The organism is Vreelandella subglaciescola, from assembly GCF_900142895.1.
Lineage (GTDB): Bacteria > Pseudomonadota > Gammaproteobacteria > Pseudomonadales > Halomonadaceae > Vreelandella > Vreelandella subglaciescola.
Map to the genome: position 1 here is coordinate 2,240,258 of NZ_LT670847.1, position 25,110 is coordinate 2,265,367.

Here is a 25,110-nt window from a genome sequence, read left to right on the forward strand (position 1 = left end):
ACCTGACTGAGGAGAGTTTATAATGGCTAAAATGACTGCTGCTGAAGCTGCCATTCACGTGCTTAAGAAAGAAGGCGTGGACGTTACGTTCGGCCTGCCCGGCGCGGCGATCAACCCGTTCTACGCGGCAATGCGTAAAATCGGTGGTGTTGATCACGTGCTCGCGCGTCACGTTGAAGGCGCGTCGCACATGGCCGAAGGCTATACCCGCACCGAAGCCGACAACATCGGCGTGTGCCTGGGTACCTCGGGCCCTGCCGGCACCGACATGATCACCGGTCTGTACTCGGCCAGCGCCGACTCCATTCCGATTCTGTGCGTTACCGGCCAGGCGCCGGCAGCCAAGCTGCACAAGGAAGACTTCCAGGCGGTCGACATCACCGCGATTGCCGGCCCGGTCACCAAGTGGGCGACTACCGTACTGGAAGCGGCCCAGGTGCCGCGCGCTTTTCAGAAAGCCTTCCAGCTGATGCGCAGCTCGCGCCCCGGCCCGGTGCTGATCGATCTGCCGATCGACGTACAGATGACCGAAATCGAATTTGATCCGGACACCTACGAGCCGCTGCCGGCGTACAAGCCGAGCGCGAGCCGCCCGCAGATCGAAAAAGCGTTGGGCATGCTCAACGAATCCGACAAGCCGCTGCTTGTGGCCGGCGGTGGCATCATCAACGCCGACGCCGCTGCTCAGCTGACCGAGTTTGCCGAGCTTACCGGCGTGCCGGTTATCCCGACGCTGATGGGCTGGGGCACCATTCCGGACGATCACGAGCTGATGGCCGGTATGGTGGGTCTACAGACCTCGCACCGTTACGGCAACGCCACCATGATCGAGTCCGATTTCGTCATGGGTATCGGTAACCGCTGGGCCAACCGCCACACCGGCGACGTCGCCAGCTACACCGAAGGCCGCAAGTTTGTTCACGTCGACATCGAGCCGACTCAGCTGGGTCGTATCTTTGGTCCGGACTACGGCATCGTGTCTGACGCCAAGGCCGCGCTTGAGCTGTTCATCGAAGTGGCCAAAGAGTGGAAAGCCGAAGGCAAGCTGAAAGATCGCAGTGCCTGGGCGGAAGAGTGCCAAGAGCGGAAGCGCAACCTCACCATGCTGCGCAAGACCGATTTCAAGGAAACGCCGGTCAAGCCCCAGCGCGTTTACCAGGAAATGAACAAGGCGTTCGGCAAGGACACCCGTTACGTCACGGCCATCGGCCTGTCGCAGATTGCCGGTGCCCAGTTCCTGCACGTCTACAAGCCGCGCCACTGGATCAACTGTGGCCAGGCCGGCCCGCTGGGCTGGACCATTCCGGCCGCACTGGGTGTGCGTCGCGCCGATCCGACAACCGAAATCGTCGGTCTGTCCGGCGACTACGACTTCCAGTTCATGATCGAAGAGCTGGCGGTTGGCGCGCAGTTCAACCTGCCGTACATTCACGTGGTAGTGAACAACTCCTACCTGGGTCTGATCCGTCAGTCGCAGCGCGGTTTCGACATGGACTACCAGGTTCAGCTGGCGTTTGAAAACATCAACTGCCCGGAAATCAACGGCTACGGCGTCGACCACGTCTCCGTTGTTGAAGGTCTGGGGTGTAAGGCTATCCGCGTTACCGATCCCGAAGAAATCGCCCCGGCATTGGAGAAAGCCAAGCAGCTCAAGGACGAGTTCAAGGTGCCGGTCGTGGTAGAGATTATCCTTGAGCGGATCACCAACATCTCCATGAGCGGTAAAGGCTTGAGCAACGTCAACGAATTCGAGGATCTGGCCGAGATCGAGACAGACGCGCCGAGCTCCATCGCTGCCCTGCGCTAAGAAACGGCTATCACCCGGCACCGGCTTTGCCCGGTGTCGGGTGCTTTGACATACACGAAAAGACATAAGGAGATTTACATGGCTAAATTTGCCGCTAATCTCAGCATGCTGTTCTCCGAGGTTGATTTCCTCGATCGCTTCAAGGAAGCCGGCGACGCGGGCTTCAAGGGCGTTGAATATCTCTTTCCGTACGATTTCGAAGCTGCCGAGATCAAAAAGCGTCTCGACGACAACGGCCTTGAGCAGGTGCTGTTCAACCTGCCGGCGGGTGACTGGGGTGCCGGTGAGCGCGGCATTGCCTGCCATCCGGATCGCGTTGAAGAGTTCCGCGCAGGCGTTGACAAGGCCATCGAGTACGCCAAGGTACTGGGCAATACTCAGGTCAACTGCCTCGCCGGTATCCAGCAGGAAGGCGTCAGCGAAGAAGAAGCACGCAAGACGCTGGTGGAAAACCTGCGCTTTGCCGCTGACAAGCTCAAGGCGGCTGATCTGCTGCTGATCGCCGAGCCGATCAACACCCGCGACATTCCGGGTTTCTTCCTCAACCGCACCGAGCAGGCGCTGGCGCTGTTTGATGAAGTGGGCAGCGATAACCTTCAGCTGCAGTACGACATCTATCACATGCAGATCATGGAAGGCGACATTGCGCCGACCATCGAGAAGCATCTGAAGCGTATTGCCCACGTGCAGCTGGCCGACAACCCCGGCCGCCACGAGCCGGGCACCGGCGAGATCAACTATCCCTTCCTGTTCGCCCACCTTGAGAGCCTGGGCTACAGTGGCTGGATTGGCTGTGAGTACAAGCCCAAAGCCGGCACCAAAGAAGGTCTGGGCTGGTTGGAAAGCGCACGCTAAGCGATTTTTGCAACGCTTTTGCATGGCACAGGCCATACGCAAGGCGTTACGCGCAAGATGATAGACACGCTTCACGTAATACGATCACTGTGACAGGAGAGCTACTATGAGCAAGATCGGTTTTATCGGACTAGGCATCATGGGTCGCCCGATGGCAGGTCACCTGCTGGACGCTGGCCACGAGATCAACACCGTTGAGTTCGGTTCGTCGCTGCCGGCCGACCTCAAGGAAAAAGGTGCCAACGTTTGCGCCAACCCGAAAGAGGTTGCCGCGAAGTCTGACGTTGTCATCACCATGGTGCCGGATACCCCCGACGTTGAACTGGTACTGTTTGGCGAAGAAGGTGTTATCCACGGCCTCAAGAAAGACACCCTGGTTATCGACATGAGCTCGATTGCGCCGATTCCCACCCAGGAATTTTCCAAGCGCATCCAGGAAGCCGGAGGCGAGTACGTTGACGCCCCGGTATCCGGCGGCGAAGGCGGCGCGATCAACGCTGCGCTGACCATCATGGTCGGTGGCACCGAGAAGGGCTTTGAGCGCGCCAAGCCGATCCTCGAAGTAATGGGCAAATCCATTACCCATATCGGTGAAAACGGTTCCGGCCAGACCTGTAAGGTTGCCAACCAGATCGTTGTAGCGCTGACCATCGAAGCCGTTTCTGAAGGCCTGCTGTTTGCTTCCAAAGCCGGTGCTGACGTGGCCAAAGTGCGCGAATCGCTGCTCGGCGGTCTGGCACAGTCGAAGATTCTCGACGTGCACGGCGGCCGCATGATCGACCGCACCTTCGACCCGGGCTTCAAGATCAAGCTGCACCAGAAAGACCTCAATCTGGCACTGGAAGGCGCACGTACGCTGAACCTGTCACTGCCGGGTACGGCCAACGCCCAGCAGCTGTTCCAGGCCTGCGCCGCCAACGGCGGTGCCGACTGGGATCACTCGGGTATCGTCCGCGCGCTGGAAAAGCTTGCTGACCACGAAATCGGTCAGTAAGACAGGCGAGCCGGGCAGGCGGTTTGACCGCCTGCCCGCTGCGTCGGCGTGCGCCTTGTGCGCACGCCACCCCGTGAACACAGGCCGTTTCCTGGGCAAAGAAGGGCGGCCTGCGTCACCACGGCAGACACGGGTTGCGTCTGCCGCTGCTATTTATTGTGACTTGTGACTTTTCACCGGTGTCAGGCACCTCCCCCGTTTTATGACTTTCCTGATGCCGGTTTTTTTTGACCCTCTTCTTTGCTTTGCCTCTTGCCCCTTGCCCGAGGAGTTTGCCGGTGGCTGCACTTTCCCCTCCCGCCCTGGAAAACCTTATCGTGACGGGTTCGACCCGCACCAACGTTAATGATTTTTGCGCCATTATGGTGCTGCCGAGGTCCGTATGAATAACCATACTTATGTTCCCATTCGCCGCACAAAGATTGTGGCAACTTTGGGCCCCGCAAGCGATCGCGAGGGCGAGCTTGAACGCATGCTGCGTGCCGGCGTCGACGTGGTACGCCTCAACTTTTCCCACGGCTCGGCGGATGACCATCGTCGCCGCCTGACGGAAGTACGTGAGATCGCCGATCGTATCGGCAAAAGCGTGGCTGCGCTTGCTGACCTGCAGGGCCCTAAAATCCGCATCGCCCGCTTCAAGGATGGCGCCGTCGAGCTTGAAGAAGGCAAGCCCTTTGTGCTCGACATGGCGCTGGATAGCGAAGCCGGTGACGTGAATCGCGTCGGCTGCGACTACGAAACACTCGCCGAGGATCTGAACGTTGGCGACCGCTTGTTGCTCGACGATGGCCGCCTGGTGCTGGACGTTGACGCAGTAAAAGGCGACGAAGTCCACACCCACGTGATCGTCGGCGGTCGGCTGTCCAATAATAAGGGCATCAACAAGCTTGGCGGCGGCCTGTCGGCGCCGGCGCTGACCGACAAGGACAAAGAAGACCTGAAGACCGCGCTGGAGATTGGTGTGGACTACATGGCCGTGTCGTTTCCGCGTACCGCAGCCGACATGCAGGAAGCGCGCAAGCTCATGGGCGAGAAAGGCAAAGACATTGGCCTCATCGCCAAAATCGAGCGCGCCGAAGCCGTAGCCGATGACGAAACGCTGGACGGCATCATCAACGCCTCCGAGGCGGTCATGGTGGCTCGTGGCGATCTGGGCGTGGAAATCGGCGATGCGCAGCTGATCGGCGTGCAAAAGCGCATTATCAAGCACGCGCGCAGCCTGAACCGTGCGGTGATCACCGCCACGCAAATGATGGAATCCATGATCGAGTCGCCGCTGCCCACGCGTGCTGAAGTGTTTGACGTGGCCAATGCCGTGCTCGACGGTACCGACGCGGTCATGCTGTCGGCCGAAACCGCCGCCGGCGACTATCCGGTAGAAACCATCGAAGCGATGGACCGCGTGTGTCTGGGCGCCGAGCGCGAGCGCAGCACCCAGGAGTCCGGCCACCGGATCCACCAGGGCTTTACCCGCAGCGACGAAACCGTCGCGCTGTCGGCCATGTATGCGGCCAACCACCTTGAAGGCGTGTCGGCCATTGCCTGCATGACCTCGAGCGGCTATACCGCGCTGATTGCCTCGCGTATTCACTCGGGTTTGCCGATCATCGGCCTGGCCCACAGCGCGGTTGCCCAGCGTCGCATGGCGCTGTACCGCGGCGTGGTATCGTTTGCGTTTGACACCAGCCGCATGGAAGCGTCAGAGCTTAATGACAACGCGCTGGCACTGCTCGTGAAAGAAGGCATTACCCAGGTGGACGACCACGTGATCCTGACCCGTGGTGATCACATGAACGCCCACGGCGGCACCAACACCATGAAGATCCTCAGCGTGACGGCTGATCACCAGCGCGGTTAACCGGCGCTAGCGCCAGCGTAGTGAAGCGACGCCAAGGCAGTACTTTTCCCGCAAGTGCTGTCCTTTTACCGCCGTTCGGGGCTAGAATGCGCTGTTTTGCGATGACCTATGTGGAGAGTGCAGGATGAACCCCGTCTGGCGTAAAACGCTTTCGCAGTCTGCGCAGGAGCGCGGGCGCGTCAGCGATCAGGATATCGTTGACCATATTCGTGCGGCGGTGCTGATGCAGCGTTTGCCGCCGGATACCAAGCTGCCCGAAGTGACGCTGGGTGAGGTTTTCGGCGTCAGCCGCTCGGTGGTGCGCAAAGCGCTCACCCGGCTGGCCTCGGAGCACGTGCTGGATCAGCGTCCCAATCAGGTGGCGCGAGTCAGGGCGCCGACTATCGAGGAAACCCGGGAGACGTTTTCGGCACGCCGGCTGGTGGAAGGCGAGGCCGTGGCGCTGCAGGCGGGCAAGCTTGATGCCGAGGCACTGGCCACGCTTGAGCGCCACGTGGCGCTTGAAAAAGAGGCCTACGCCAAAGGCGACGAGCCGGCGCGCATCGAGCACTCGCTGAGTTTTCACCACCTGCTGGCCGCGCATGCGCCCAACCGCATTCTGAGTTCCATGCTCACCGACTTGATCATGCGCACCTCCATCGTGATTGCGTTATACAAGCGCCCAAGCCTGGGGTCGTGCTATCTGGAAGGCGACCATGCGCGGCTTCTTGAGCGGCTGGCAAGCGGCGATGCCGAGGCTGCCAGGGAAGGCGTGCATCAGCACTTGAATAGCCTGGAAAACCTGTTGGATCTATGTCCGCGACAGTCAGAAACTGATTTGATGACCATTTTTGGCGCTAATGCCACGTTGGGCTAGCGGCTTGGCGCGGAAAATCTGATCATTCAACCGTAAAAACGGCGCCTGCGAGCGCCGTTTTTTTGTGGCCATACGATGGGGTCTTTTGCGGATGTATCCTGTTGTGCTACATAAGAGTGACATCGGACGGGTGAGATTGTTGCCGTAATGCCGCTTTTTGTGTAATTTGTCCTTGTATACAAAAAATAGCGGTGTAAGGTATTGCTAAAGAAACGGCGTACGAGAACAGCCGTTACCGAGGTCTGGCTCGTCCTTGCAGTGGGCAAGCCACGGTACACAACGTGTGCCAGAGGCACTGTTTGAGCACCGACAATAAACGCAACAATATGGTGTAGCAGGCAGGGCAAGGGAGGCAGTCAGCGCCTGCAGCGCTGACCTCTACTCTTACAATAAAACAAAAGGGTATTTGATTGATGTTTAAAACCAAACATTCCGTGGCCGCACTGGTCGGTGCCACTACGCTTGCCGCATGTGCTTTTACTCAGGCCCAGGCAGCCACCTGGAGCGATACGTTCATCGGCTATCGCTACGGCACCCAGTTTACCGAGCCAAAAAATGCGAACGACGTGGAAAAGCATATTCTGCAGTTCAACTACGTGGGCGGCCACTCGTTGGGCCAGCAGTTTCTCAACATTGACATGCTGCAGTCTGACAGCGCTGACCCCATCAGCGGCGGCGACACCGGCGCGACCGAAGCCTATCTGACGTACCGCAACCAGCTGCACTACGGCAAGCTGTTCGGCGATGCGCTGGCCTTTGGCCCGGTGAAAGAAGTCGCGCTGACCGGCGGTTTTGATCTGAATACCAAGAACACCGCGTTTGCGCCGCGCAAGCGCCAGCTGGTAGTCGGGCCGACGTTCAAGTTTGACGTGCCGAAAGGTTTCCTCGATCTGAGCGTGTTTTATTCCCACGAGTGGAATCACAACGGCTTCAAGGACGGCGGCACGACCGTCGAGTTTGATGATTACTACCAGATCAATCTCGCATGGAAGTTTCCGTTCGAGGCGGGCCCTGTACCGATGAAGTTCCAGGGCTTCTATAACTACAACGGCGAAAAAGGTCTGGGCACCAAAGACGAGCAGCTTTCGCGCCCGTCGCTGATGGCTGACGTGGGCAAGCTTGCCTGGGGTGAAGACAACCGTCTCTGGGCCGGCGTAGGCTACGAATACTGGCGCAACAAGTTTGGTAACCATGGTGCAGACGGCGTTGACACCGATGCGGTAACTTTCCAGCTGGAATGGCACCTGTAACAGGGTGGCGTCTTAGCATTGCCAGGCTCGCGCTAGCTTGCTGACCCCCCCCCCGTTGCCTTGCGGCAGCGGGGGGTTTTTGTGTCTAACGGTCGCTATGACGGTTACGTCTTGCCGGCCTTAGTTGCCGCGGTAGGTCGAGTAGCCGTAAGGGCTCAGCAGCAGCGGGATGTGGTAGTGCTCTAGCGAGCCGTTGATCTCGAAAATAACCGGCACTTCGGGGAAGAAGGTTTCGGTATCGTGGTTGTTGAACCACTCGCCGGTGTCAAACGTCACGCGGTAGGTGTCGTTTTCCAGCGCCATGTCGTCCGGGTAGAGTGCGTTGATGCGGCCGTTGTCGCCGGTCACGGCGGCGTTGAGCTCTTCCCAGCCGTCGTCCTGTTTTTGCTCGAGTGTAACGTTGACGTCGGGGGAAGGCAGGCCGTTTTCGATGTTGAGCACGTGGACGCTCAAGGGGTTATCGGCAGCCATCGCAGTGCCGCCCATGGCGGCCAGCAGGGCGCCGGTGGCAAGTGTGGTAGTCAGTTTCATGCTCATGAGCAGATTCCTTGAAAAGTTATTCAAACATTATGCAGGGTGAAAGTATTATATCACTTCGTCGATAGCGTCAAGCGCGCAGCCTTCGTCAATGGCAGAGCCGCCGGCGCCGGCAACGCCGATAGCGCCGATGACCGCGTCATCCACTTTGACCGGTACGCCGCCGCCCAGCAGCAGTAATTCGTCCACGGTGTTGAGATTTTGCGATTCGGGGTCGTTACGGGCAATTTTTGACAGCTCGCGCGAGGCCGTCCCGGTGGACAGCGAGGTGAACGCCTTACGCTGAGCGGCGATGGTGTTGTGCGGGCCGACGTTATCATCGCGCTGCAGCGCGACCAGACGGCCACCCCGGTCAACCACGGCCACCACCGCGGTGCGCTCATCGTCGTGGCAGCTTTCAAGCGTTTTATCGATCAGCTGATTGGCAAGCGTCAGCGACATGTCTTTATGCTCAAGGACCGAGTCCGGTGCGGCAAATGCGAGGCCGCTGAACAGCGCGGCGGCGCATAGCGGAAGCTGGCTTAAACGTAAACGCATGGCGTATCTCCTGTGGTTTGAATAGCCCCAGTGTGCAATACCCCCACCTACGTGTAGATTGCGCACGGATTACGAATTTGTAATGCCTGACCGGTGCGTTACCCGTTAGCCTAGAGGCGGTAAAGAAGAGGGCGATGGGAGAAGGCGATGCGTATTCTGGTGGTAGAGGACGAGGCCAAGGCGGCCGACTATTTACGCTGTGGTTCCCCCGCGCCGACGTATCAGCGGGCTAGCATGCGTGGCTGCGCCTGTGTCGAGGTTTTATATTAAATTTACGAAATTAAGTCATAAGAATTTCGTATTTAATTCTATTTGAACATAAGCTGGGCGTGAGGCTATGATGGATAGCGTATAGATTAGCCAATGTCAGGAGTCAACGATGTCGCTACGTATTAATGCAACCGTACCGGATTTTGAAGCGCAGACCAGCCAGGGCAACATCCACTTTCACGACTGGATCGGTGACAGCTGGGCCATCCTGTTTTCGCACCCCAAGGATTTTACCCCGGTATGCACCACCGAGTTTGGCGCGGTCGCCAAGCTTGATGCCGAGTGGAAAAAACGCGGCACCAAGGTGATCGGCGTGTCAGTTGACGGCGTGGAAGACCACAAGGGCTGGATCAATGATATCGAGTCCTATAGCGGCAGCGACGTCAGCTTCCCGATCATTGCCGATGAAAAGCTCAAGGTATCCAAGCTGTTCGACATGCTGCCGGCCGAAGCCTACCTGCCGGACGGCCGCACCCCGGCGGACAGCGCGACGGTGCGCTCGGTATTTATTATCGGCCCGGACAAGCAGCTCAAGCTTTCCATGACGTACCCGATGAATGTCGGGCGTAATTTTGGCGAGATTCTGCGCGCCCTCGACGCGCTGCAGACCGCCGGCCAACACAGCGTTGCCACGCCCGCTGACTGGACCGTCGGCGAAGACGTCATCATTCCGCCGAACGTCTCTGATGATGATGCCAAGACCAAATTCGGCACGTTCGATGCGCCGTTGCCCTACGTGCGCAAGGCGAAGCTGCCGCAGTAAGCACCAGTCAGTAATAGCTGATACGAAAACCGCCTCGCATTTGCGAGGCGGTTTTTTAATGCCTGATCAGTGGTAGCCGTCGCCGACTTTCACTTTGCCGCGAAACACCCAGTACGACCAGGTGGTGTAGGCCAGGATAATGGGGATGACAAACACCGTGCCGATCAGCAGAAACACCTGGGATTCCGGCGAGGAAGCGGCGTCCCAGATGGTGTAGTTGGGCGGTACAATGACCGGCCACTTGCTGGCGATCATCCCTAAGTAGGTGAAAATGAAAAGCCCCAGCGCCATGATGAAAGGCCGGCCTTCGGCGCGGCGCTTCACCGCACGATAAAGCGCTGCCGCGCAGGCCATGGCGAGAATCGGAAATATCCAGATCAGGTGTATCTGGTTGAGCCAGCGCTCGCGCACGTCAACGCTGATCAGCGGCGTCCACAGGCTGACCACGCCGAACACCACTAACACGCCGAGCAGCAGTTTGGGCGTAATGGAATAAGCCCAGTCCTGCACGTGACCTTCGGACTTGAGGATCAGCCAGGTCGCACCCAGCAGCGCGTAGCCGGCCATGAGGCCAATGCCGGTGAGCACGCTAAACGGCGTCAGCCAGTCAAAGGCGCCGCCGACGTAGACCCTGTCCTCCACAGGAAAGCCCTGGATATAGGCGCCAACGACAGCGCCCTGGGAAAAGGCGGCGACCATCGAACCCCAGCAGAAGGCACGGTTCCACCAGTGGCGGTTTTTGTGCGACTTGAAGCGGAACTCGAAGGAAATGCCGCGAAAGATCAGCCCTGCGAGCATCAGGAAAACGCCGATATAAAGCGCCGGTAAAAACACCGAGTACACTAGCGGGAAAGCGCCGAGCAGGCCGGCACCGCCCAGCACCAGCCAAGTTTCGTTGCCGTCCCACACGGGTGCGACCGAGTTCATCATGACATCGCGCGAGGCTTCGTCCGGGGCAAAGGGGAAGAGAATCCCCAGCCCCAGATCAAAGCCGTCCATCAGCACGTACATGATGACGCCAAAGCCGATAATGCCGGCCCATACCAGGGTAATATCAAGGTTCATGACTTATCTCCCTGCAGGTCGTTGTCGTCAAAGGGCGTGTGCGCCGCGGAGAGCGGACGTTTGGCACGCTCCACTTCGTCGTGGGTTTGATCCGGTTCGGGCAGCATGCCGTTATTGATCACCCGGGTCAGGTAGTAAATACCCACCACGAACACCACCGCGTACACCGCCATATAGCCAATCAGGGTGAATAGCGCCATGCCGCCGGTCAGCGAAGGCGTCAGCCCCTCGGCGTGGGTCATTATGCCGTACACCAGCCACGGCGACCGGCCGGATTCAGTTACCACCCAGCCGGCGAGTACGGCCACGAAAGGCGCACCGATCATGCCCACCAGCGTTTTCAGATAAATCGGGCTGCGATAAACGCGTCCGCCCCGGCGTAGTGCCAAGCCGGCCAACGCTACGGCAATCATCGCCAGCCCCAGCCCGACCATCACACGAAACGCCCAGAACACGATAAACACCGGCGGCTGTTCTTCAGGGGGCACTTCATTCAGCCCCGGCACCGTGCCGTCGATGCTGTGGGTGAGGATCAGGCTCGCCAGATGCGGAATCTTCACCTCGAGGTGGTTGGTCTGGGCGTCTTTGTCAGGCAGGGCGAACAGCAGTAGCGGTACGCCGGATTGCGTTTCCCAGTTGCCTTCCATGGCCGCCACCTTGGTCGGCTGATGTTCCAGCGTATTGAGTCCGTGAAAGTCGCCGACAACGGCCTGTGCCGGTGCCAGGAACAGCAGCAGCCACAGGCACATGGAAAGCGCCTTCTTGTTGGCCTCGACATCGCGCTGGCGTAGCAAGAACCAGGCGCTAACGCCGGCCACCACAAAGCCGCCGGCCAGGAAAGAGGCTATGACCATGTGGGCGAAGCGATAACGGAACGACGGGTTGAAAATGGCTTCCGACCAGGAGGTGATATGAAAGCGGCCGTCAATCAGTTCATAGCCCACCGGTGTTTGCATCCAGCTGTTGGCAGAAAGGATCCAGAACGAAGAAATAAAGGTCCCCAGCGCCACCATGAGAGCGGCAAACAGGTGTGCGCCTTCAGGGACTTTACCCCGGCCGAAAAGCAGCACGCCGAGAAAGCCGGCTTCGAGGAAAAACGCCGTGAGCACTTCATAGCTCAGCATCGGCCCCAAAAAGTTGGAGGTGGCTTGGGCAAAGTTGCTCCAGTTGGTGCCAAACTGGAACGACATGACGATGCCTGAGACTACGCCCATGCCAAATACCACGGCAAACACTTTGGTCCAGAACAGCGCCAGGCGATCCCAAGCAGCGTTGCCGGTTTTGTAAAACAGGCCGTGCAGCAGGGCAATGTACGACGCCAGACCGATGGTAAACACCGGAAAAATGGCGTGAAACAGCACCACAAAAGCAAATTGCAGCCTGGAGAGCAGCAGCGGGTCCAGCTCCATTATGACCTCCCAGAGCGTGTTGCAAAGGTTTAAAAAGACGGCAACCGTGCGCTAAACGCTCAGCGTGTCCGGCGCATTAACGCGATTGAATAGGCGTATCACGATAATCAGGGTTATGCCAAAGGCGTATATCCTATAACCGCAGCTGTGCGTTTGTGCCATGGTGTATTGTCGCAGCGCTTTTATTCAGAATGCGGCTGTCCGTCGCGCAAGGTGAGCGTATGAGTGATGCCCGGCGGCGCGGCGTCAGTGTCTGCCTTATGTACAAGATAGACGACAGTGCGGCCGGAAAGCCACCGATGTAACGCCTGGGATAGCGCCTGTGCCGTGGACATGTCGACGCCGGAAAACGGCTCGTCGAGCACCACCAGGTCGGGGTCGCACAGGTAAAGCCGCGCCAGCGCGACACGGCGTGCCTGCCCGCCGGAGAGCTGGCGGCCGCCTTCGCCGACCCGCGTATCCAGCCCTTGGGGAAGTTCGCGGGCCCACTCGGCAAGCGACACCTGCTCAAGCGCCTGCCATAGCGTGGTGTCATCTGCCTCGGCGTTGGCCAGCCGCAGGTTGGCGGCAAGGCTGTCGTCCAGCAGCTCGGTCTGCTGGGTGAGCACGACCACGCGGCGGCGCAGCTCGGCGTCCGACCATGCCTCAAGGGCCGTGTTGCCCAGCGTGATGATGCCCTGAGAAGGGGAGAGCTGGCGCCCGAGCAGCGCGGCGAGAGTGGATTTTCCCGAACCCGATGCGCCTTCCACGGCCAGCCGTTCCCCGGGGGCGAGGCTTAACGATAGCCCGTCAAGCGCCGGCTGAAAGGCGCCGGGGTAGCGCACGCCGACGCCTTCAAGGCGCAGCGTGCGGGCGTTTTCCGGCGGCGTGTCCGGGGTAACAGCGGTGGGTGCGGGGCTTTTCTCGGTACGTTGCTCAATACGCTGCTCGGTCAGGCCGTTCAGGCGCTCGGCGGCGCCACGGGTGGCGCCAAACCAGGTAAACGCTGCGGGCAGCGCGGCGAAGGCCTCATTCATGGCCATGACCGCCATGGGCAGCATTACCATCACCGCCCCGCTAATGCTGCCCGCCTCAAAGGCCCGGGCGGCCAGCCATAGCGTGCCAAGCGTCGCCGTGCCGACCAGCCAGGCCTGGAGGGCGTTGCCCAGCGCGACCCAGCGGCCCAAGCGGCGCTGACTGTGGTGTAGGTGCGCTTCCAGCCGGTCAAGGGATCGTTGCTGGTGGGCCAGCGCGCCGTAGGCGTCTAGCTCGGCCAGCCCCTGCAGGGTTTCCATGACGCTGCCGCGCAGGGCTTCCAGTTCGTCAACGTGGCGCCGGCTGGCCGCCATGCCGAGGCGTGCCTGGCCCAGCGTGAGCCACAGCCAGCCCAACAGCAGCACGCCGGCTAAAAAACCGCCGGCCAACGGCACAAACAGCGCCGTGACGCCGCTCAGGATCGCCCCGGCCAGCAGCGCCACAGCGGGCGGCGCCAGCAGGCGTAAATACAGGCTGTCCAGGGTGTCGATATCGGCCGTCAGGCGGTTGAGCCAGTCGCTGGCGCGGCGGCTGGCAAGCGCATGGCTATCCAGCCCCGCCAGCACGCTAAACAGCCGGGTGCGCAGATCGGCCAGCAGGCGCAGCACCGTATCGTGGTTGTACAGCCGCTCCAAATAGCGGCTTGCCGTGCGGGTGACGGCAAACAGGCGAATCGCGCCGCCGGGCACATAAACGTCCAGCGTCGCCGCGATGCCGGCGGCAAATAGCAGGCCGGTAAGCCCGGTGGCGGTAATAAACCAGCCGGACACGGCCAGCAGCCCTAGCGCGGAAAACAGCGTCAGCGCCATGAGTAACGCACCCAGCCACAGCCGCCGCTGGCGGCTGGCCAGCACGATAAGCCAGGGGCGCAGCGTCGTGACCAAACGTTCTGGCTTATCCATGCGCGATCTCCTTAAGCCGGCCGTGATCGATGTGCCAGCGGCGCGTAGCAAGTTGTATCAGCGCCGGGTGATGGGTGGCGATGACCAGCGTACGCCCGGCGCGCGGAAGCATCGTGAGTGCCGCCATGACCGCCTGCTCGCTGTGCGCGTCCAGGCTGGCGGTCGGCTCGTCCAGCAGCACCAGGGGTGCTTCGGATAGGAAGATTCGCGCCAGCGCCAGACGCTGGGCCTGGCCGCCCGAAAGCCCCGACCCGCGCTCGCCGATGAGCGTTTCAAGCCCGTCGGGCAGGTGTTCGAGCAGCTCGCTCAGGTGGGCGCTTGCAAGCGCTTGATAAAGGGCTGCATCGCTTGCCTCAGGGGCTGCCAGGCGCAGGTTGTTGGCAAGCGTGGCGTGAATCAGCAGCGGGCGCTGGTCCATCCAGGCAAAACGCAGGTCACGCTGGCTTTGGCGCACGCCGTCATCGGGGGCGACAAAGCCTGCCAGCAGCTGCAAAAGCGTTGACTTGCCGCTGCCGGATGCGCCGGTCACCACCACGGTTTCACCGCGGCCAAGGCGTTGCGACACCGGCCCGAGCACCACCCCGCGCCCGGGGTGGGAAACGCAGGCGTCTGTTAACACCAGCAAGGCATCGGCGTCGGGTGCAAGCGCTGGCGGCGGTGTGTCACCGCGCGTGGCAGGCGGCGTCTGGTTTAACAAGTCGGCCAGGCGTTCGGCGGCGCCGAGCGCGGCGGCGCGGTCGTGGTAGTGCTGGGCAAGGCTGCGCAGCGGCTGAAAAAACTCGGGCGCCAGCAGCAGGATGAAAAGGCCGCTGAAAAGCGTCAGCTCGTCGGCAGGGCCGTAGCTTATATAGCCCAATAGCCCGAAACCGACGTAAATAGCCACCACGGCGATGGCCGCCGAGGCAAAAAACTCGAGCACCGCCGAGGATAAAAACGCCAGTCGTAGCGTGCGCATGCTGCGTTGCCGATAGCCGTCGGCGGCAGCGTGAACGCTGTGGGTGGCGCGCTTTGTCTGGCCGAAAAGTTGCAGCGTGGTCAGGCCGCGAACGCGGTCGATAAAATGCCCCGAAAGCCGTGACACGGCGGCAAACTGTTCGCGATTCAGGCGCTCGGCACCCATGCCCACCAGCGCCATGAACAGCGGAATCAGCGGCGCTGCAAGCAGCAGAAATATCGCCGCCAGCCAGTCCAGATACGCGCTGATCACAAGCACCATTAGCGGTAGCAGCACGGCTAGCACAAGCTGTACACGAAAGCGTGAATAATAGCCGTCCAGCGCCTCGATCTGCTCGACTACCTGATAGGACAGCGACGCGCTGTGGTAACCGGCGAGCCGTACCGGCCCGAGGCGTACCAGGTGATCAACAAGTCGCCGCCGTAGCCGCTGGCGCACGGCCAGCGAGGCCTGCTGGGCAAGATTTTCCTGCGCGTAGCTGAACAGGCCGCGCAGCGGCAGCACCAGCAGCCATAACGCAAACAGCGGGACCGTACGCGCTAACGGCTGATGGTTGACCAGCAGCGCGCTGACGATCCAGGCGAACAGCGCCGCCTGCAACAGCGTCAGGCTGCCCGCCAGCAGGCCGCAGGCAACGGCCAGATTAAGGCGCCGGCGCTGGGTGGCGGCAAGCTCGGTGAGCAGGTGTCTGGCGGAGAGGGCAGGCATGGCGGCTCCTGAATGCGGTGAACGCCTAGCCTAAGGGGTCAAACGCCGTGCGCCAACGGCTAACGTGCGGGTGCGGGCTTACACCGCGGCGTCGGAGTCGGCCTCAAGCACTTTGTTGCGGCCGAGATCCTTGGCCTGATAGAGCGCATCGTCCAGACGCTGTAGGCAGCGGCGGGCATCGTCGTCGGCGTGCAGAGTGGTCACGCTCAGGCTGGCGGTAATGCTGCCCACGACGCTGAAGTCGTGGTCGGCAATCAGCTGGCGCAGGCGTTCGGCCAGCTGCAGCGCCTCCTGCTGGCCGGAATCGGGCAGTACCATGACGAATTCTTCCCCGCCCCAGCGCGTCAGCATGTCGGGAATCCGCAGGCTGGCATCCAGCAGCGCTGTGAGCTCCACCAGCACGTCGTCGCCCACGGCGTGGCCGTAGGTATCGTTGACCGGCTTGAAATGGTCGATATCCAGCAGGATCAGCGCGGTAGATACCTGATTGCGCCGCAGCCGGGCCAGTGCCCGGCGCATTTCCTCGTCAAACCGCTGGCGGTTGAACGCGCCGGTCAGGTGGTCGGTCATGGCGTTGCGTGAAAGCTCTTCTTCCAGGCGTTTCTGCCGGGAAATGTCGCGCACGGTAGCCTGCAGCAGCGTATCGCCGGGAATATCGATACGGCTGAGCATGATCTCGGCCGGAAATTCGTGCCCGTTCAGCGCCTGCAGGCGCCACTCGAAAAGCGCCTGACCGTGGCGCATGGCCTGTTTGACGTACACGCTACCGAGTGCGCGGCTTCTTTTACCATTGGGCTGGCGGCCGGGGGAAAAATGCATCAGGCCCAGTGTGGGAACCAGCGCCTCGCTGTCCACCCCGAGCAGCGCCAAGGCGGCGGGATTGTAGTCGATGATCTTGTCCTGCTGGACAAAGACGATGGCCTCGCGGGACTGCATAAACGCAGCGCGATAACGCCGTAACAGCGACATGTCAGCGGATTCCGTGCGTTGAGTGTCGTTGGCTGAGATCACGCTTATATGCCTTTCCTGAATACGGGCCATTACCGGCTCCCTTCACCGCGTCACAGGTCCTGGCGAGACGGTGATACATTATTGTTGCGCTCGCCTTGTTTAACGAGCGGAGCCAAAGTGGCAGGTTAACCCTGAAGTATGCGCCGTGCCTGGTGCTCCGGCAAATTATTATGGGCGCATCAAGATCAGGGGCGGTGCTTGAAAAAGCTCAATATAGTTTAGTCGTGGCGAGTTGCAAGGTGTCTTTTGGTGGGCGTGTTTTCGTAGAAAAGGCGGCCAATTTCGCAAAAGCGAAGCGCGAGGGTTGGTTATGCTGAGGCAACGTTGTTATTGCTCAGCAAGGAGTTCGTCATGAGTCAGTGGATCAGCCCCGACCGGATCCGTGCGCGTTTTTCTCACGCCATGTCCACCATGTACCGCAACGAGGTGCCCCAGTACGGTGCGCTGTTGGAACTGGTGGAGGTCGTCAACCGCGAGACGCTGGCCGCTGATACAGCGCTTGCCGAACGGCTTGACGCCGCAGGTGACGCTCAGCGGTTGAGCGTCGAGCGTCACGGTGCCATCCGCGTGGGCACGCCCGCCGAGCTCGCCATGCTGCGCCGCCTGTTCGCGGTGATGGGCATGTTGCCGGTGGGCTATTACGACCTTTCCCAAGCCGGGGTGCCGGTGCACTCCACGGCGTTTCGTCCGGTCGACGACGACGCCCTGCGCGCCAATCCGTTCCGCGTGTTTACCTCATTATTGCGCCCAGAGCTGATTGAGTCGGCCTCGCTGCGCGAGCGTGCGCTGGAGATATTGCACGCGCGGGATATTTTCACCCCCGGCGTGAAAGCGCTGATTGAACGCGGCGAAGCGCAGGGCGGGCTTGACGAGCGTGACGCCGATGCCTTTGTGGACGAGGCGCTGGAAACGTTCCGCTGGCACAGCGATGCCACCGTAGACCGTGCGACGTATGAATCGCTGAGCGCCGAGCACCGGCTGATTGCCGACGTGGTGTGCTTTCGCGGCCCGCACATTAATCACCTGACGCCGCGCACGCTGGATATTGACGAGGTTCAGCGGCGCATGCCCGATTACGGCATCGAGCCGAAAGCTACCATTGAAGGCCCGCCGCGCCGGCGCTGCCCGCTGCTGCTGCGCCAGACCAGCTTCAAGGCGCTGGAAGAGCCGGTACGCTTTGCGGGCAGCGAAGCGGGTTCCCACACGGCGCGCTTTGGCGAAATCGAGCAGCGCGGTGTGGCGCTAACAGCCAAAGGACGGGCGCTTTACGACCGGCTGCTGGCCGACGCGCGCGAAGGTGCACCGGCGGCGGACAATGCTGCGCATCAGGCGCGGCTGGAGGCGGCATTTGACGGGTTTCCCGATGATGAAGCGGCGCTGCGCCGCGAAGGACTGGCGTTTTTCCACTATTGGCCGGCGCGCGACCGGGCGGCGGGGCTGAGTGCCAACGAGATCAACGCGGCCGGCGTGGAGACGCTGCTTGAGCGCGGCGCGCTCTGGGCCACGCCGATGGTGTACGAGGATTTTCTGCCGGTGAGCGCGGCGGGGATTTTTCAGTCCAATCTTGGCCAGACCCGTGGGGACGACGCCACGCCCGACGCGGAGCGCCAAGGCGAGAGCCAGGGCGGCCCGAATCAGGCGCAGTTTGAGGCGGCGCTGGGTGCTGCGGTAGTGGATGAAATCGCGCTGTATGCCGAGCGCGAGCGCGCTTCGCTAAACGCCGCACTTGAAGCACTGAAAACCGCATAAGCCAGAGCGGAGCGTGTCAGCCAGAGGGGAGGCACGACTACGCCATGCCCGGTAAGTCGGGCATGGCGCTTGGCCTGTAACGTCCGGCGTTAGCGCGCCGTTGCCGGGGCGCCAAGCAGGGAAGACGCGCTGACTTCGTCAGCCAACAGTTCAGCGGTAATCGCCGAGAGTGTCCAGCCCAGGTGGCCGTGGCCGGTGTTGTAGAACACCGTCGGCAGGCGTCCGGCGCCGACTTTGGGCAGCATGTTGGGCAGCATCGGCCGCAGCCCCGCCCAGGGCACCACGCGGCGGGTGCTGACGCCGGGGAAGCACTCTTCCACCCAGCGGATCAGCGGGCGAATGCGGTCGTCGCGGATGTCCTTGTTAAAGCCGTTGAACTCGGCGGTACCGGCAATCCGGAAGCGGTCGGCGCCCAGGCGGCTGGTCACCAGTTTGGTTTCGTCGTCGAGCAGGCTGACCGTGGGCGCTGCCTGCTGCGAGGCCTCGTCGTCCAGCTGAACGGTGATGGAATAGCCTTTGACCGGATACACGTTGACGCGATCACCCAGCTTGGCGGCCAGTGCCCGGCTGGCGGTGCCGGCACAGACGACCACGCCGTCAAAGGTCTGGCGCACGGGTTCGTCCCCGGCGCTGGCCACCACCCAGGCACCGTCAGCGCTGGCGCCGAGGTCCTGCACGCGGTAGCCGTAGTTGAGCGTTGCGCCACGGCGCTCGGCCGCGCGAGCAAGCCCCTGGGTAAACTTGTGGATATCGCCGGTGGCATCGCTCTCGGTATAAAAACCGCCGTAATAGTTGCCCGCAAGCGTCGGCTCGAGTCCGCGCATTTCGTCGGGCGTGACGGCGCGCCGTTCAAGCCCGCCCCGGGCGAGCAGTTGCGATACTTTCGCGGCGTGGTCAAAGCCGGCCTTGTCGCGGTAAATATGCAGGATGCCTTCATGCTTGACGTCGAAGTCGATGTTTTCGTCGTCCGCCCACTGAAACAGGTGTTCGCGCGCGGCAATGGCCAGCCGCGCGGTTTCGGTGGTGTTGTCGCCGTACTGGGGAATGGCGCGCATGAACTCGGCAAACCAGCTGAGCTTGTGCCAGCTGGGGCGCGGATTGACCAGCAGCGGCGCATCCCGGCGCAGCATCCAGCGCAGCCCCTTGGTAATGGTGGGCCAGTGGTTCCAGACCTCGGCGTTGGACGCCGATAGCTGGCCGCCGTTGGCAAAGGACGTTTCCATTGCGGCGTAGCGGTTCTGTTCAAACACGGTCACGTCAAAGCCGCGCTTGAGCAGGCTATAGGCAGTGGTAATGCCGGTGACACCGCCACCGATGACAGCAATATGGCGCATGATGCTTCTCCCGAAGTTCAGTCAAGGGTCTTGTTAAAGACAGACGCGTAGATGACAGGCGCTTGTCGTTATCAAGCGCTTGCCCCTTCCGTCCTGAACCTGAGAGATTCACGCGCGCGGCGCTTGCTCCTTCGGTGGGCCGACGTATACCGGGTGCGGCCGCTCTTCGGAATATGTTGGCGCAAACGGTCCGGTTGCCTGAGAGTTTCCGGGGCTGTTGCTCCTTCGGCGCTGCCCTTCAAGAGCAGTCTCTCCCGCATGCGCTGGGTATGTGATACCCAAGTGCTGGCCGGATCACAATCCGCCAAACGTCTATGCGCGTTTTGTCGCACGCCGCCGATGCCCGGGCAAACAGGGTAATAAAGTTGCGGCGGGCGGGCCGTTAAAGGGATGATGGACGCCATTTTTTATTAGCAGGGAAGGTTGCCATGCAGACCAATGGATTTTTTGACAACGCCGGCGAGGCGATCGGTGACGCGATTCATGCCGTCGTCACGTTTTTGCGCGCGCTGTTTGGTAATGCGTTTGGCGCCCTGCACAACTTTGTTGATGGCCTGTCGCGCTCGCTGGGTATCAGCGGCTCGTTTCTCAGTATTGTGATACTGATCATCGGGCTCTGGCTGTTGTTCAGCGGGGTGCGCGCGTTGCTGCGTGGCTCGATACTCGGCGCGATTGTGCGCGTGGTTATCGGCCTGCTGGTGCTGGGTTGGGTGATGGTGTGATCAGCGCTGGCTGAGCCGCGCCTGAACGATGCCGCTGGCCACAATAATGCCGCAGCCCGCCAGCTGTAGCGGAGTGAGTGCCTCGCCAAACAGGCTCCAGCCGAACAGCACCACGGCCAGCGGTTCGCAGTAGGCCAGAGTGCCGTAAAGCGCGGTGGGCAGGCGATTGATAGCCAGCACCGCGCAGAGCAGCGCGAGAAAACCCGGCACCAGACCGGCGCCCAGCAGCCACGGCCATTGCCAGGCCTCTGCGCTGAGCCCTTCGGGCCTGAGCAGGGCGAACGGCAGAATGACCAGCGCGCCGAAAAAAAGCTGCCAGAAAGCCCCGGTGCGGTCATTCGTACGCGGGGGTAAGCCTCGGTTGGTGAGGATGAACGCGCTGTAGGCGAGCATGGCCAAAAGCCCGAACCCGAGGCCCACGGCGTCACGGCCGCCACCCAGCTGGAGGTGAAACTCCTGCATCATGGCAAAACCGAACAGCGCGGCGGCAATACACGCCACCTGCACGCGCCCCAGCCGTTCGTGAAACAAAAAATGCGCGACCACCGCAGAAAACACCGGCGCCAGATACACCATCAAAATCGCGTTGGCCATCTGGGTGTAGTTCATCGCCTGCACATAGCACAGAATAAAGACGGCTAAAAAGCCGCCGCTGATCACCACGCCCCAGCCCGGCGCGTGGCGTAAATGCTGGCCGCGCCGGGTGAGCATCAGGTACACCAACAGAAACAGGGCGCCCAGCCCCAGCCGATAAAACGTAATGCTTTCGGCGTTCAGCTGGGTGATGCGCGAGATAACGCCGATGGTGGCCATGCCCACGGCGCCGATAACGGCGAGCAGCAGGCTGGACAGCGGTACGGCGGATTTCTGGGGTATCCCGGTGGGCATGGCAACTCCTGACGGCACGGGGGTAACGGCACGCCAGTTTAACGCAATGGCATATTGATATGCTCCAACAGAGGGCCAATAAATGACAGATTCCACGCGGGCCATTTTTCTGGTCGATAACGGCTCACTACGCCCTGAGGCAACGCTTAATTTACGGCGCGTGGCGGCGAATTTAAGCGCCTGCTGCGGGGAAACGGTGCACGCCGCCTCGCTGTTGCACTCGCACAAGGTAGCGCCCGACGCGCTGGGCGGCGAGGCGGCATTAACCCTTGGCCCGGCGGCGGAGCGCGAAGCCGCACGGGGCGTGACGGAGATCATCGTGGTGCCGTTTTTCTTTGGCCCCAGCCGCGCGCTGAGCGAGTACCTGCCCAAGCGCATGGCGCAGCTTCAGGCGCGCTTTCCCGACGTGCGCGTCACGGTTGCGCCGCCGCTGGTTGACGAGCAGGCGCCGGTTGATCTGCGCCTTGCGCAGATACTCGCGGATAACGTGCGCGCAAGCGTCACGCCCGGTGAAGCGTTCAACGTGGTACTGGTGGATCACGGCAGCCCCGCGCCGGAGGTGACCGCGGTGCGCAATCGGCTGGCGGGGCAGCTGAGCGTGTTGCTGGCTGATGAGGCCGTGGGCGTGATGCCGGCGTCCATGGAGCGCCGCGAGGGTGACGTCTATCGGTTCAACGAGCCGCTGCTGGAAGAGGCGCTGGAGGGTAATGCGCTGGCGCATGGCGACGTGGTGCTGGCCATGTTGTTTTTATCGCCCGGACGCCACGCCGGCGAAGGCGGCGATATCGCCGATATTTGTGCAGCGGCAAGCCAGCGGCCGGGCAGGCGCATTACGCCCACGCGGCTGGTGGGCGAGCATCCCGGCATCGTCGCGATTCTTGAGTCACGCCTGCAGCAGGCGCTGGCAGAGGCATCAGCCTAGCCGTTGATGATCTCGGCGTAGGTCTCTTCCGTGGCGGGCGCCCGCTCGCTATCCAGCATGTCGCCATCGAACAGCTCGCGCATTTCCTTGGCCAGCTCGACGTACACGATCATTTGCTGATTGCGCCGGCGGCGCAGGGGCGGCTTGACCAACAGGCTGATGCCTTTGATCGGCGTGTGGCCTTCGCCGCGCATGAGATCGGGCATTTCCCCGGGTGGAAACGCGTTGGCCACGGTAATGGGGCTTGAAGGCTGCTCGCCGGCAATGTGAAACACGTGGCTCAGAGGATCATACGCCGCGCTTTTTTCCTGCAGCCAGCGGGTCAGGCGCTCATCGGTCTCGGCGCTTGGCTGGTCAAAAATCACAAACAGGGAATACTGCCTGGGTTTGGTTTTTCGCGTGGGTGAACCGCTGGCCGTGGGTGCAGACGGCGGCTGTGCCGCAGTGCCTGGCTTGACGGGTGCCGTGTCAGCCGCCGCTCGGGATGCGGCGTTTTTGCGCCGTCGGCTGAACGCGATGTAGAAAAACAGCGCCGCCGCCGCCAGGCCCAATAACAATGAGCCCAGCGCAAGCGTCGTTGCGAGTGGCGAGGTATCCATGCGTGTCTCCTGTAAAACCTCTGGCCTGTAAAGCTTCTGGCTATGCGTGGCGGTTAAGCCGCCAGACGCTGGCGTTTAGCGCCAGCGCGAGCATGACCCAAAGGATATAAGGCAGCATTAGCCAAGCGGCCAACTCGCTGGCACGGGCAAACAGTGCCGTGGTCGCCACAATCAGGCCCAGCAGCAGGGCGATATCCAGCAACGCGCTGAACATCTGCCGGCGGCCAAAAAACAACCACGACCAGGCGGCGTTCGCAGCCAGCTGCAGCGCGTAGCAGATTAATCCGGCGCTGCGTGCCGCCGATGGTTCGGCCAGGTACACGCGCCAGGCGGCAATCGCCATCAAGACATAAAGCACACCCCAGGCAATGGGGAACGCTAGGTCAGGCGGGGTCCAGCAGGGTTTGGCCAGCGAACGGTACCAGCCATCGGGGCGAAAACGCGCGCCGGTAGAGGCGACGGCACCCACCAGAGCGAGTGATATAAGCAGGCTTAACAATGACATCAAACGGTGTTTCTCCTGTTTGGCTACGTGACGTTTCCCTGCGTAATACGCACCAGTTCAAGATTACCAGCTTTTAATGCATCAGCGCGTAGAAAATACTCGCGAACAACGCGGCCTTCCTGACTCTAGCTTGATCGACGATGACGCGATTATCACAAGGTAGGGTTATAACCTAATTATTTATATTTATACTTTTTGATATATATCAATTAAGGCGCATAAGAGCTATGGTGATTTCTGGTGTATGGAAGCAGGCTGAAGAGGTGGCGTATCCTGTTGGTTGATCTCGCCAGATCACAACCAACAGAGGAATGATACGCCATGTCAAAGTCTACCCTGCACGCTCTTTCACAACCAGAGTTGGAACAGGATCTATTGCACGAAACGATCCGTAATGGGGCCCGCAAGCTAATTGCTGAGGCTGTGGATGCCGAGCTGGCAGCGCTGCTTGAGCAGTATGCGGATCGTAAGGCACCGGACGGTCGTCAGGCTGTGGTTCGCAATGGCCACCTGCCTCAGCGTCACGTCCAGACCGGTGTTGGCGATGTCGAAGTGCAAGTACCCAAGGTCCGGGACCGCAGCGGGACCGGCATCCGTTTCAATAGCACGTTATTGCCGCCGTACCTGAAGCGGGCCAAGAGTCTGGATGAGCTGATCCCCTGGCTCTACCTGCGAGGCGTCTCGTCCGGAGACTTTCAGGAAGCCCTGAGCGCCTTGGTGGGCGATCAGGCCAAAGGTTTATCCGCCAATACGGTCTCCCGCTTGAAGGCCCGGTGGCAGGACGAGCACAAGGCTTGGCAGCGCCGGGATCTGAGCCAGAAGCGCTATGTCTACTGGTGGGCCGACGGCGTTTACAGCAACGTGCGTATGGACAACAAGCTGTGCTTGCTGGTCATCGTCGGTGTCACCGAGCATGGCCACAAGGAACTGGTCGCTGTTGAGGACGGACACCGGGAGTCCGAGGCGAGTTGGCTGGAACTGCTTGAGAGCCTGAAGAGCCAGCATTTGGGGGTCGCCCCGAAGCTGGCTGTGGGCGACGGTGCCTTGGGCTTTTGGAAGGCCCTGACCAAGGCCTACCCAGAGACCCGGCACCAGCGGTGCTGGGTGCATAAGACGGCCAATGTGCTCGATAAGCTTCCCAAGGCCCTGCAACCCAAGGTCAAGTCGGCTTTGCATGAGATCTACCTGGCCGAGACCCGGGACGCCGCCCACACGGCGTTTGACAGCGCACTGAAGCGTTTCCAGGACAAGTACCCGAAGGCCATGGGGTGCCTTAAAAAAGATCGGGAGGAGTTACTGGCCTTTTACGATTTTCCGGCGGTGCATTGGATTCATCTGCGCACCACCAACCCGATTGAGTCGACCTTTGCCACGGTGCGGCTAAGGACGAAGAAAAGCCGGGGCTGTGGGTCCAGAGACACCACCTTAGCGATGGTATTCAAGTTGATGCAAACCGCCCAGAAACGGTGGAAACGCATTAAGGGATTTCAGCTCCTGGAACTGGTCGTTAACAACGTCGAGTTCCAGGACGGAGAAGCAGTGGAGGATCAATCAGACGGGAACGTTGCCTGATGCCCATACACCAGATTTGACAATAACT

The 25,110-nt window shown here is 61.1% G+C and carries 22 protein-coding genes and 1 riboswitch; of the genes, 11 read left to right on the plus strand and 11 right to left on the minus strand.

The annotated features are described in order from the left end of the window. Positions 1 to 22: 22 nt before the first annotated feature. The 6 genes from gcl to B5495_RS10490 all read left to right on the plus strand — a co-directional run bounded on the left by gcl (position 23) and on the right by B5495_RS10490 (position 7,620). Positions 23 to 1,807, plus strand: a complete 1,785-nt coding sequence (gcl, locus tag B5495_RS10465) for a glyoxylate carboligase (RefSeq protein ID WP_079553550.1) — start codon at positions 23 to 25, stop codon at positions 1,805 to 1,807. A 78-nt stretch (positions 1,808 to 1,885) separates the two neighbouring features. Continuing rightward, on the plus strand, positions 1,886 to 2,662 hold the full coding sequence (gene hyi, locus B5495_RS10470; protein ID WP_079553552.1) for a hydroxypyruvate isomerase: 777 nt from the start codon (positions 1,886 to 1,888) through the stop codon (positions 2,660 to 2,662). Positions 2,663 to 2,768: 106 nt separating this feature from the next. Beyond that, positions 2,769 to 3,656 (plus strand): 2-hydroxy-3-oxopropionate reductase, encoded by an 888-nt coding sequence (locus B5495_RS10475; protein WP_079553554.1) that lies wholly within the window; start codon positions 2,769 to 2,771, stop codon positions 3,654 to 3,656. 382 nt (positions 3,657 to 4,038) lie between these two features. Continuing rightward, positions 4,039 to 5,514, plus strand: a complete 1,476-nt coding sequence (gene pyk, locus B5495_RS10480) for a pyruvate kinase (RefSeq protein WP_079553556.1) — start codon at positions 4,039 to 4,041, stop codon at positions 5,512 to 5,514. A gap of 124 nt (positions 5,515 to 5,638) precedes the next feature. Then, positions 5,639 to 6,370: a GntR family transcriptional regulator gene (locus B5495_RS10485; protein ID WP_079553558.1), complete on the plus strand. Its 732-nt coding sequence runs from the start codon at positions 5,639 to 5,641 to the stop codon at positions 6,368 to 6,370. 413 nt (positions 6,371 to 6,783) lie between these two features. After that, positions 6,784 to 7,620: a hypothetical protein gene (locus B5495_RS10490; protein WP_079553560.1), complete on the plus strand. Its 837-nt coding sequence runs from the start codon at positions 6,784 to 6,786 to the stop codon at positions 7,618 to 7,620. Positions 7,621 to 7,740: 120 nt separating this feature from the next. Here B5495_RS10490 and uraH read toward each other — a convergent pair whose 3' ends face one another. Beyond that, positions 7,741 to 8,157, minus strand: coding sequence for a hydroxyisourate hydrolase (gene uraH, locus B5495_RS10495; RefSeq protein ID WP_197685617.1), 417 nt, complete (start codon positions 8,155 to 8,157; stop codon positions 7,741 to 7,743). Between the two features lie 48 nt (positions 8,158 to 8,205). Further along, positions 8,206 to 8,694, minus strand: coding sequence for a GlcG/HbpS family heme-binding protein (locus tag B5495_RS10500; RefSeq protein WP_079553562.1), 489 nt, complete (start codon positions 8,692 to 8,694; stop codon positions 8,206 to 8,208). A 379-nt stretch (positions 8,695 to 9,073) separates the two neighbouring features. Here B5495_RS10500 and B5495_RS10505 point away from each other — a divergent pair, with 379 nt between their 5' ends. Beyond that, a complete protein-coding gene (locus B5495_RS10505) occupies positions 9,074 to 9,727 on the plus strand; it encodes a peroxiredoxin (protein ID WP_079553564.1) in 654 nt (217 codons plus the stop codon). Positions 9,728 to 9,793: 66 nt separating this feature from the next. Here the strand turns inward: B5495_RS10505 and cydB are convergent, their stop codons facing one another. From cydB to B5495_RS10530, 5 genes are all read right to left on the minus strand, one after another. Further along, complete coding sequence (cydB, locus tag B5495_RS10510; RefSeq protein ID WP_079553566.1) at positions 9,794 to 10,792, minus strand: cytochrome d ubiquinol oxidase subunit II; 999 nt, start codon at positions 10,790 to 10,792, stop codon at positions 9,794 to 9,796. Continuing rightward, entirely contained in the window at positions 10,789 to 12,201 is a 1,413-nt protein-coding gene (locus tag B5495_RS10515; RefSeq protein WP_079553568.1) for a cytochrome ubiquinol oxidase subunit I, read from the minus strand. The genes cydB and B5495_RS10515 overlap by 4 nt, the downstream gene beginning before the upstream one ends. A gap of 182 nt (positions 12,202 to 12,383) precedes the next feature. Then, complete coding sequence (gene cydC / locus B5495_RS10520; protein WP_231897169.1) at positions 12,384 to 14,117, minus strand: thiol reductant ABC exporter subunit CydC; 1,734 nt, start codon at positions 14,115 to 14,117, stop codon at positions 12,384 to 12,386. Further along, positions 14,110 to 15,780 (minus strand): thiol reductant ABC exporter subunit CydD, encoded by a 1,671-nt coding sequence (gene cydD / locus B5495_RS10525; RefSeq protein WP_079553570.1) that lies wholly within the window; start codon positions 15,778 to 15,780, stop codon positions 14,110 to 14,112. The genes cydC and cydD overlap by 8 nt, the downstream gene beginning before the upstream one ends. Before the next feature lie 78 nt (positions 15,781 to 15,858). Further along, complete coding sequence (locus B5495_RS10530; RefSeq protein ID WP_172824560.1) at positions 15,859 to 16,749, minus strand: GGDEF domain-containing protein; 891 nt, start codon at positions 16,747 to 16,749, stop codon at positions 15,859 to 15,861. Between the two features lie 393 nt (positions 16,750 to 17,142). Between B5495_RS10530 and hglS the strand changes: the two genes are divergently transcribed. Continuing rightward, positions 17,143 to 18,540 (plus strand): 2-oxoadipate dioxygenase/decarboxylase HglS, encoded by a 1,398-nt coding sequence (hglS, locus tag B5495_RS10535; RefSeq protein ID WP_079553574.1) that lies wholly within the window; start codon positions 17,143 to 17,145, stop codon positions 18,538 to 18,540. A gap of 89 nt (positions 18,541 to 18,629) precedes the next feature. On the opposite strand, the gene B5495_RS10540 is transcribed toward hglS, so the two are convergent. Then, complete coding sequence (locus B5495_RS10540; RefSeq protein ID WP_079553576.1) at positions 18,630 to 19,874, minus strand: D-amino acid dehydrogenase; 1,245 nt, start codon at positions 19,872 to 19,874, stop codon at positions 18,630 to 18,632. Between the two features lie 176 nt (positions 19,875 to 20,050). Beyond that, positions 20,051 to 20,141: riboswitch (glycine riboswitch) on the minus strand. Between the two features lie 161 nt (positions 20,142 to 20,302). Here B5495_RS10540 and B5495_RS10545 point away from each other — a divergent pair. Then, complete coding sequence (locus B5495_RS10545; RefSeq protein ID WP_079553578.1) at positions 20,303 to 20,596, plus strand: hypothetical protein; 294 nt, start codon at positions 20,303 to 20,305, stop codon at positions 20,594 to 20,596. Here the strand turns inward: B5495_RS10545 and B5495_RS10550 are convergent, their stop codons facing one another. Continuing rightward, a complete protein-coding gene (locus tag B5495_RS10550) occupies positions 20,597 to 21,484 on the minus strand; it encodes a DMT family transporter (RefSeq protein ID WP_079553579.1) in 888 nt (295 codons plus the stop codon). A gap of 82 nt (positions 21,485 to 21,566) precedes the next feature. On the opposite strand from B5495_RS10550, the gene B5495_RS10555 reads away from it, so the two are divergent. Further along, positions 21,567 to 22,406 carry a sirohydrochlorin chelatase gene (locus B5495_RS10555; protein ID WP_079553581.1) on the plus strand — a complete coding sequence of 280 codons (840 nt, stop codon included), beginning with the start codon at positions 21,567 to 21,569 and terminating at the stop codon, positions 22,404 to 22,406. Here B5495_RS10555 and B5495_RS10560 read toward each other — a convergent pair. Together B5495_RS10560 and B5495_RS10565 are read right to left on the minus strand one after the other, a co-directional pair. After that, a complete protein-coding gene (locus B5495_RS10560) occupies positions 22,403 to 23,005 on the minus strand; it encodes a cell division protein ZipA C-terminal FtsZ-binding domain-containing protein (RefSeq protein ID WP_079553582.1) in 603 nt (200 codons plus the stop codon). The two genes, B5495_RS10555 and B5495_RS10560, sit on opposite strands and share 4 nt — an antisense overlap. Positions 23,006 to 23,045: 40 nt before the next feature. Then, positions 23,046 to 23,510, minus strand: a complete 465-nt coding sequence (locus B5495_RS10565; RefSeq protein ID WP_079553584.1) for a TspO/MBR family protein — start codon at positions 23,508 to 23,510, stop codon at positions 23,046 to 23,048. A 321-nt stretch (positions 23,511 to 23,831) separates the two neighbouring features. Between B5495_RS10565 and B5495_RS10570 the strand changes: the two genes are divergently transcribed. After that, positions 23,832 to 25,082 carry an IS256 family transposase gene (locus B5495_RS10570; protein ID WP_079551404.1) on the plus strand — a complete coding sequence of 417 codons (1,251 nt, stop codon included), beginning with the start codon at positions 23,832 to 23,834 and terminating at the stop codon, positions 25,080 to 25,082. The last annotated feature ends 28 nt before the right edge of the window (positions 25,083 to 25,110 follow it).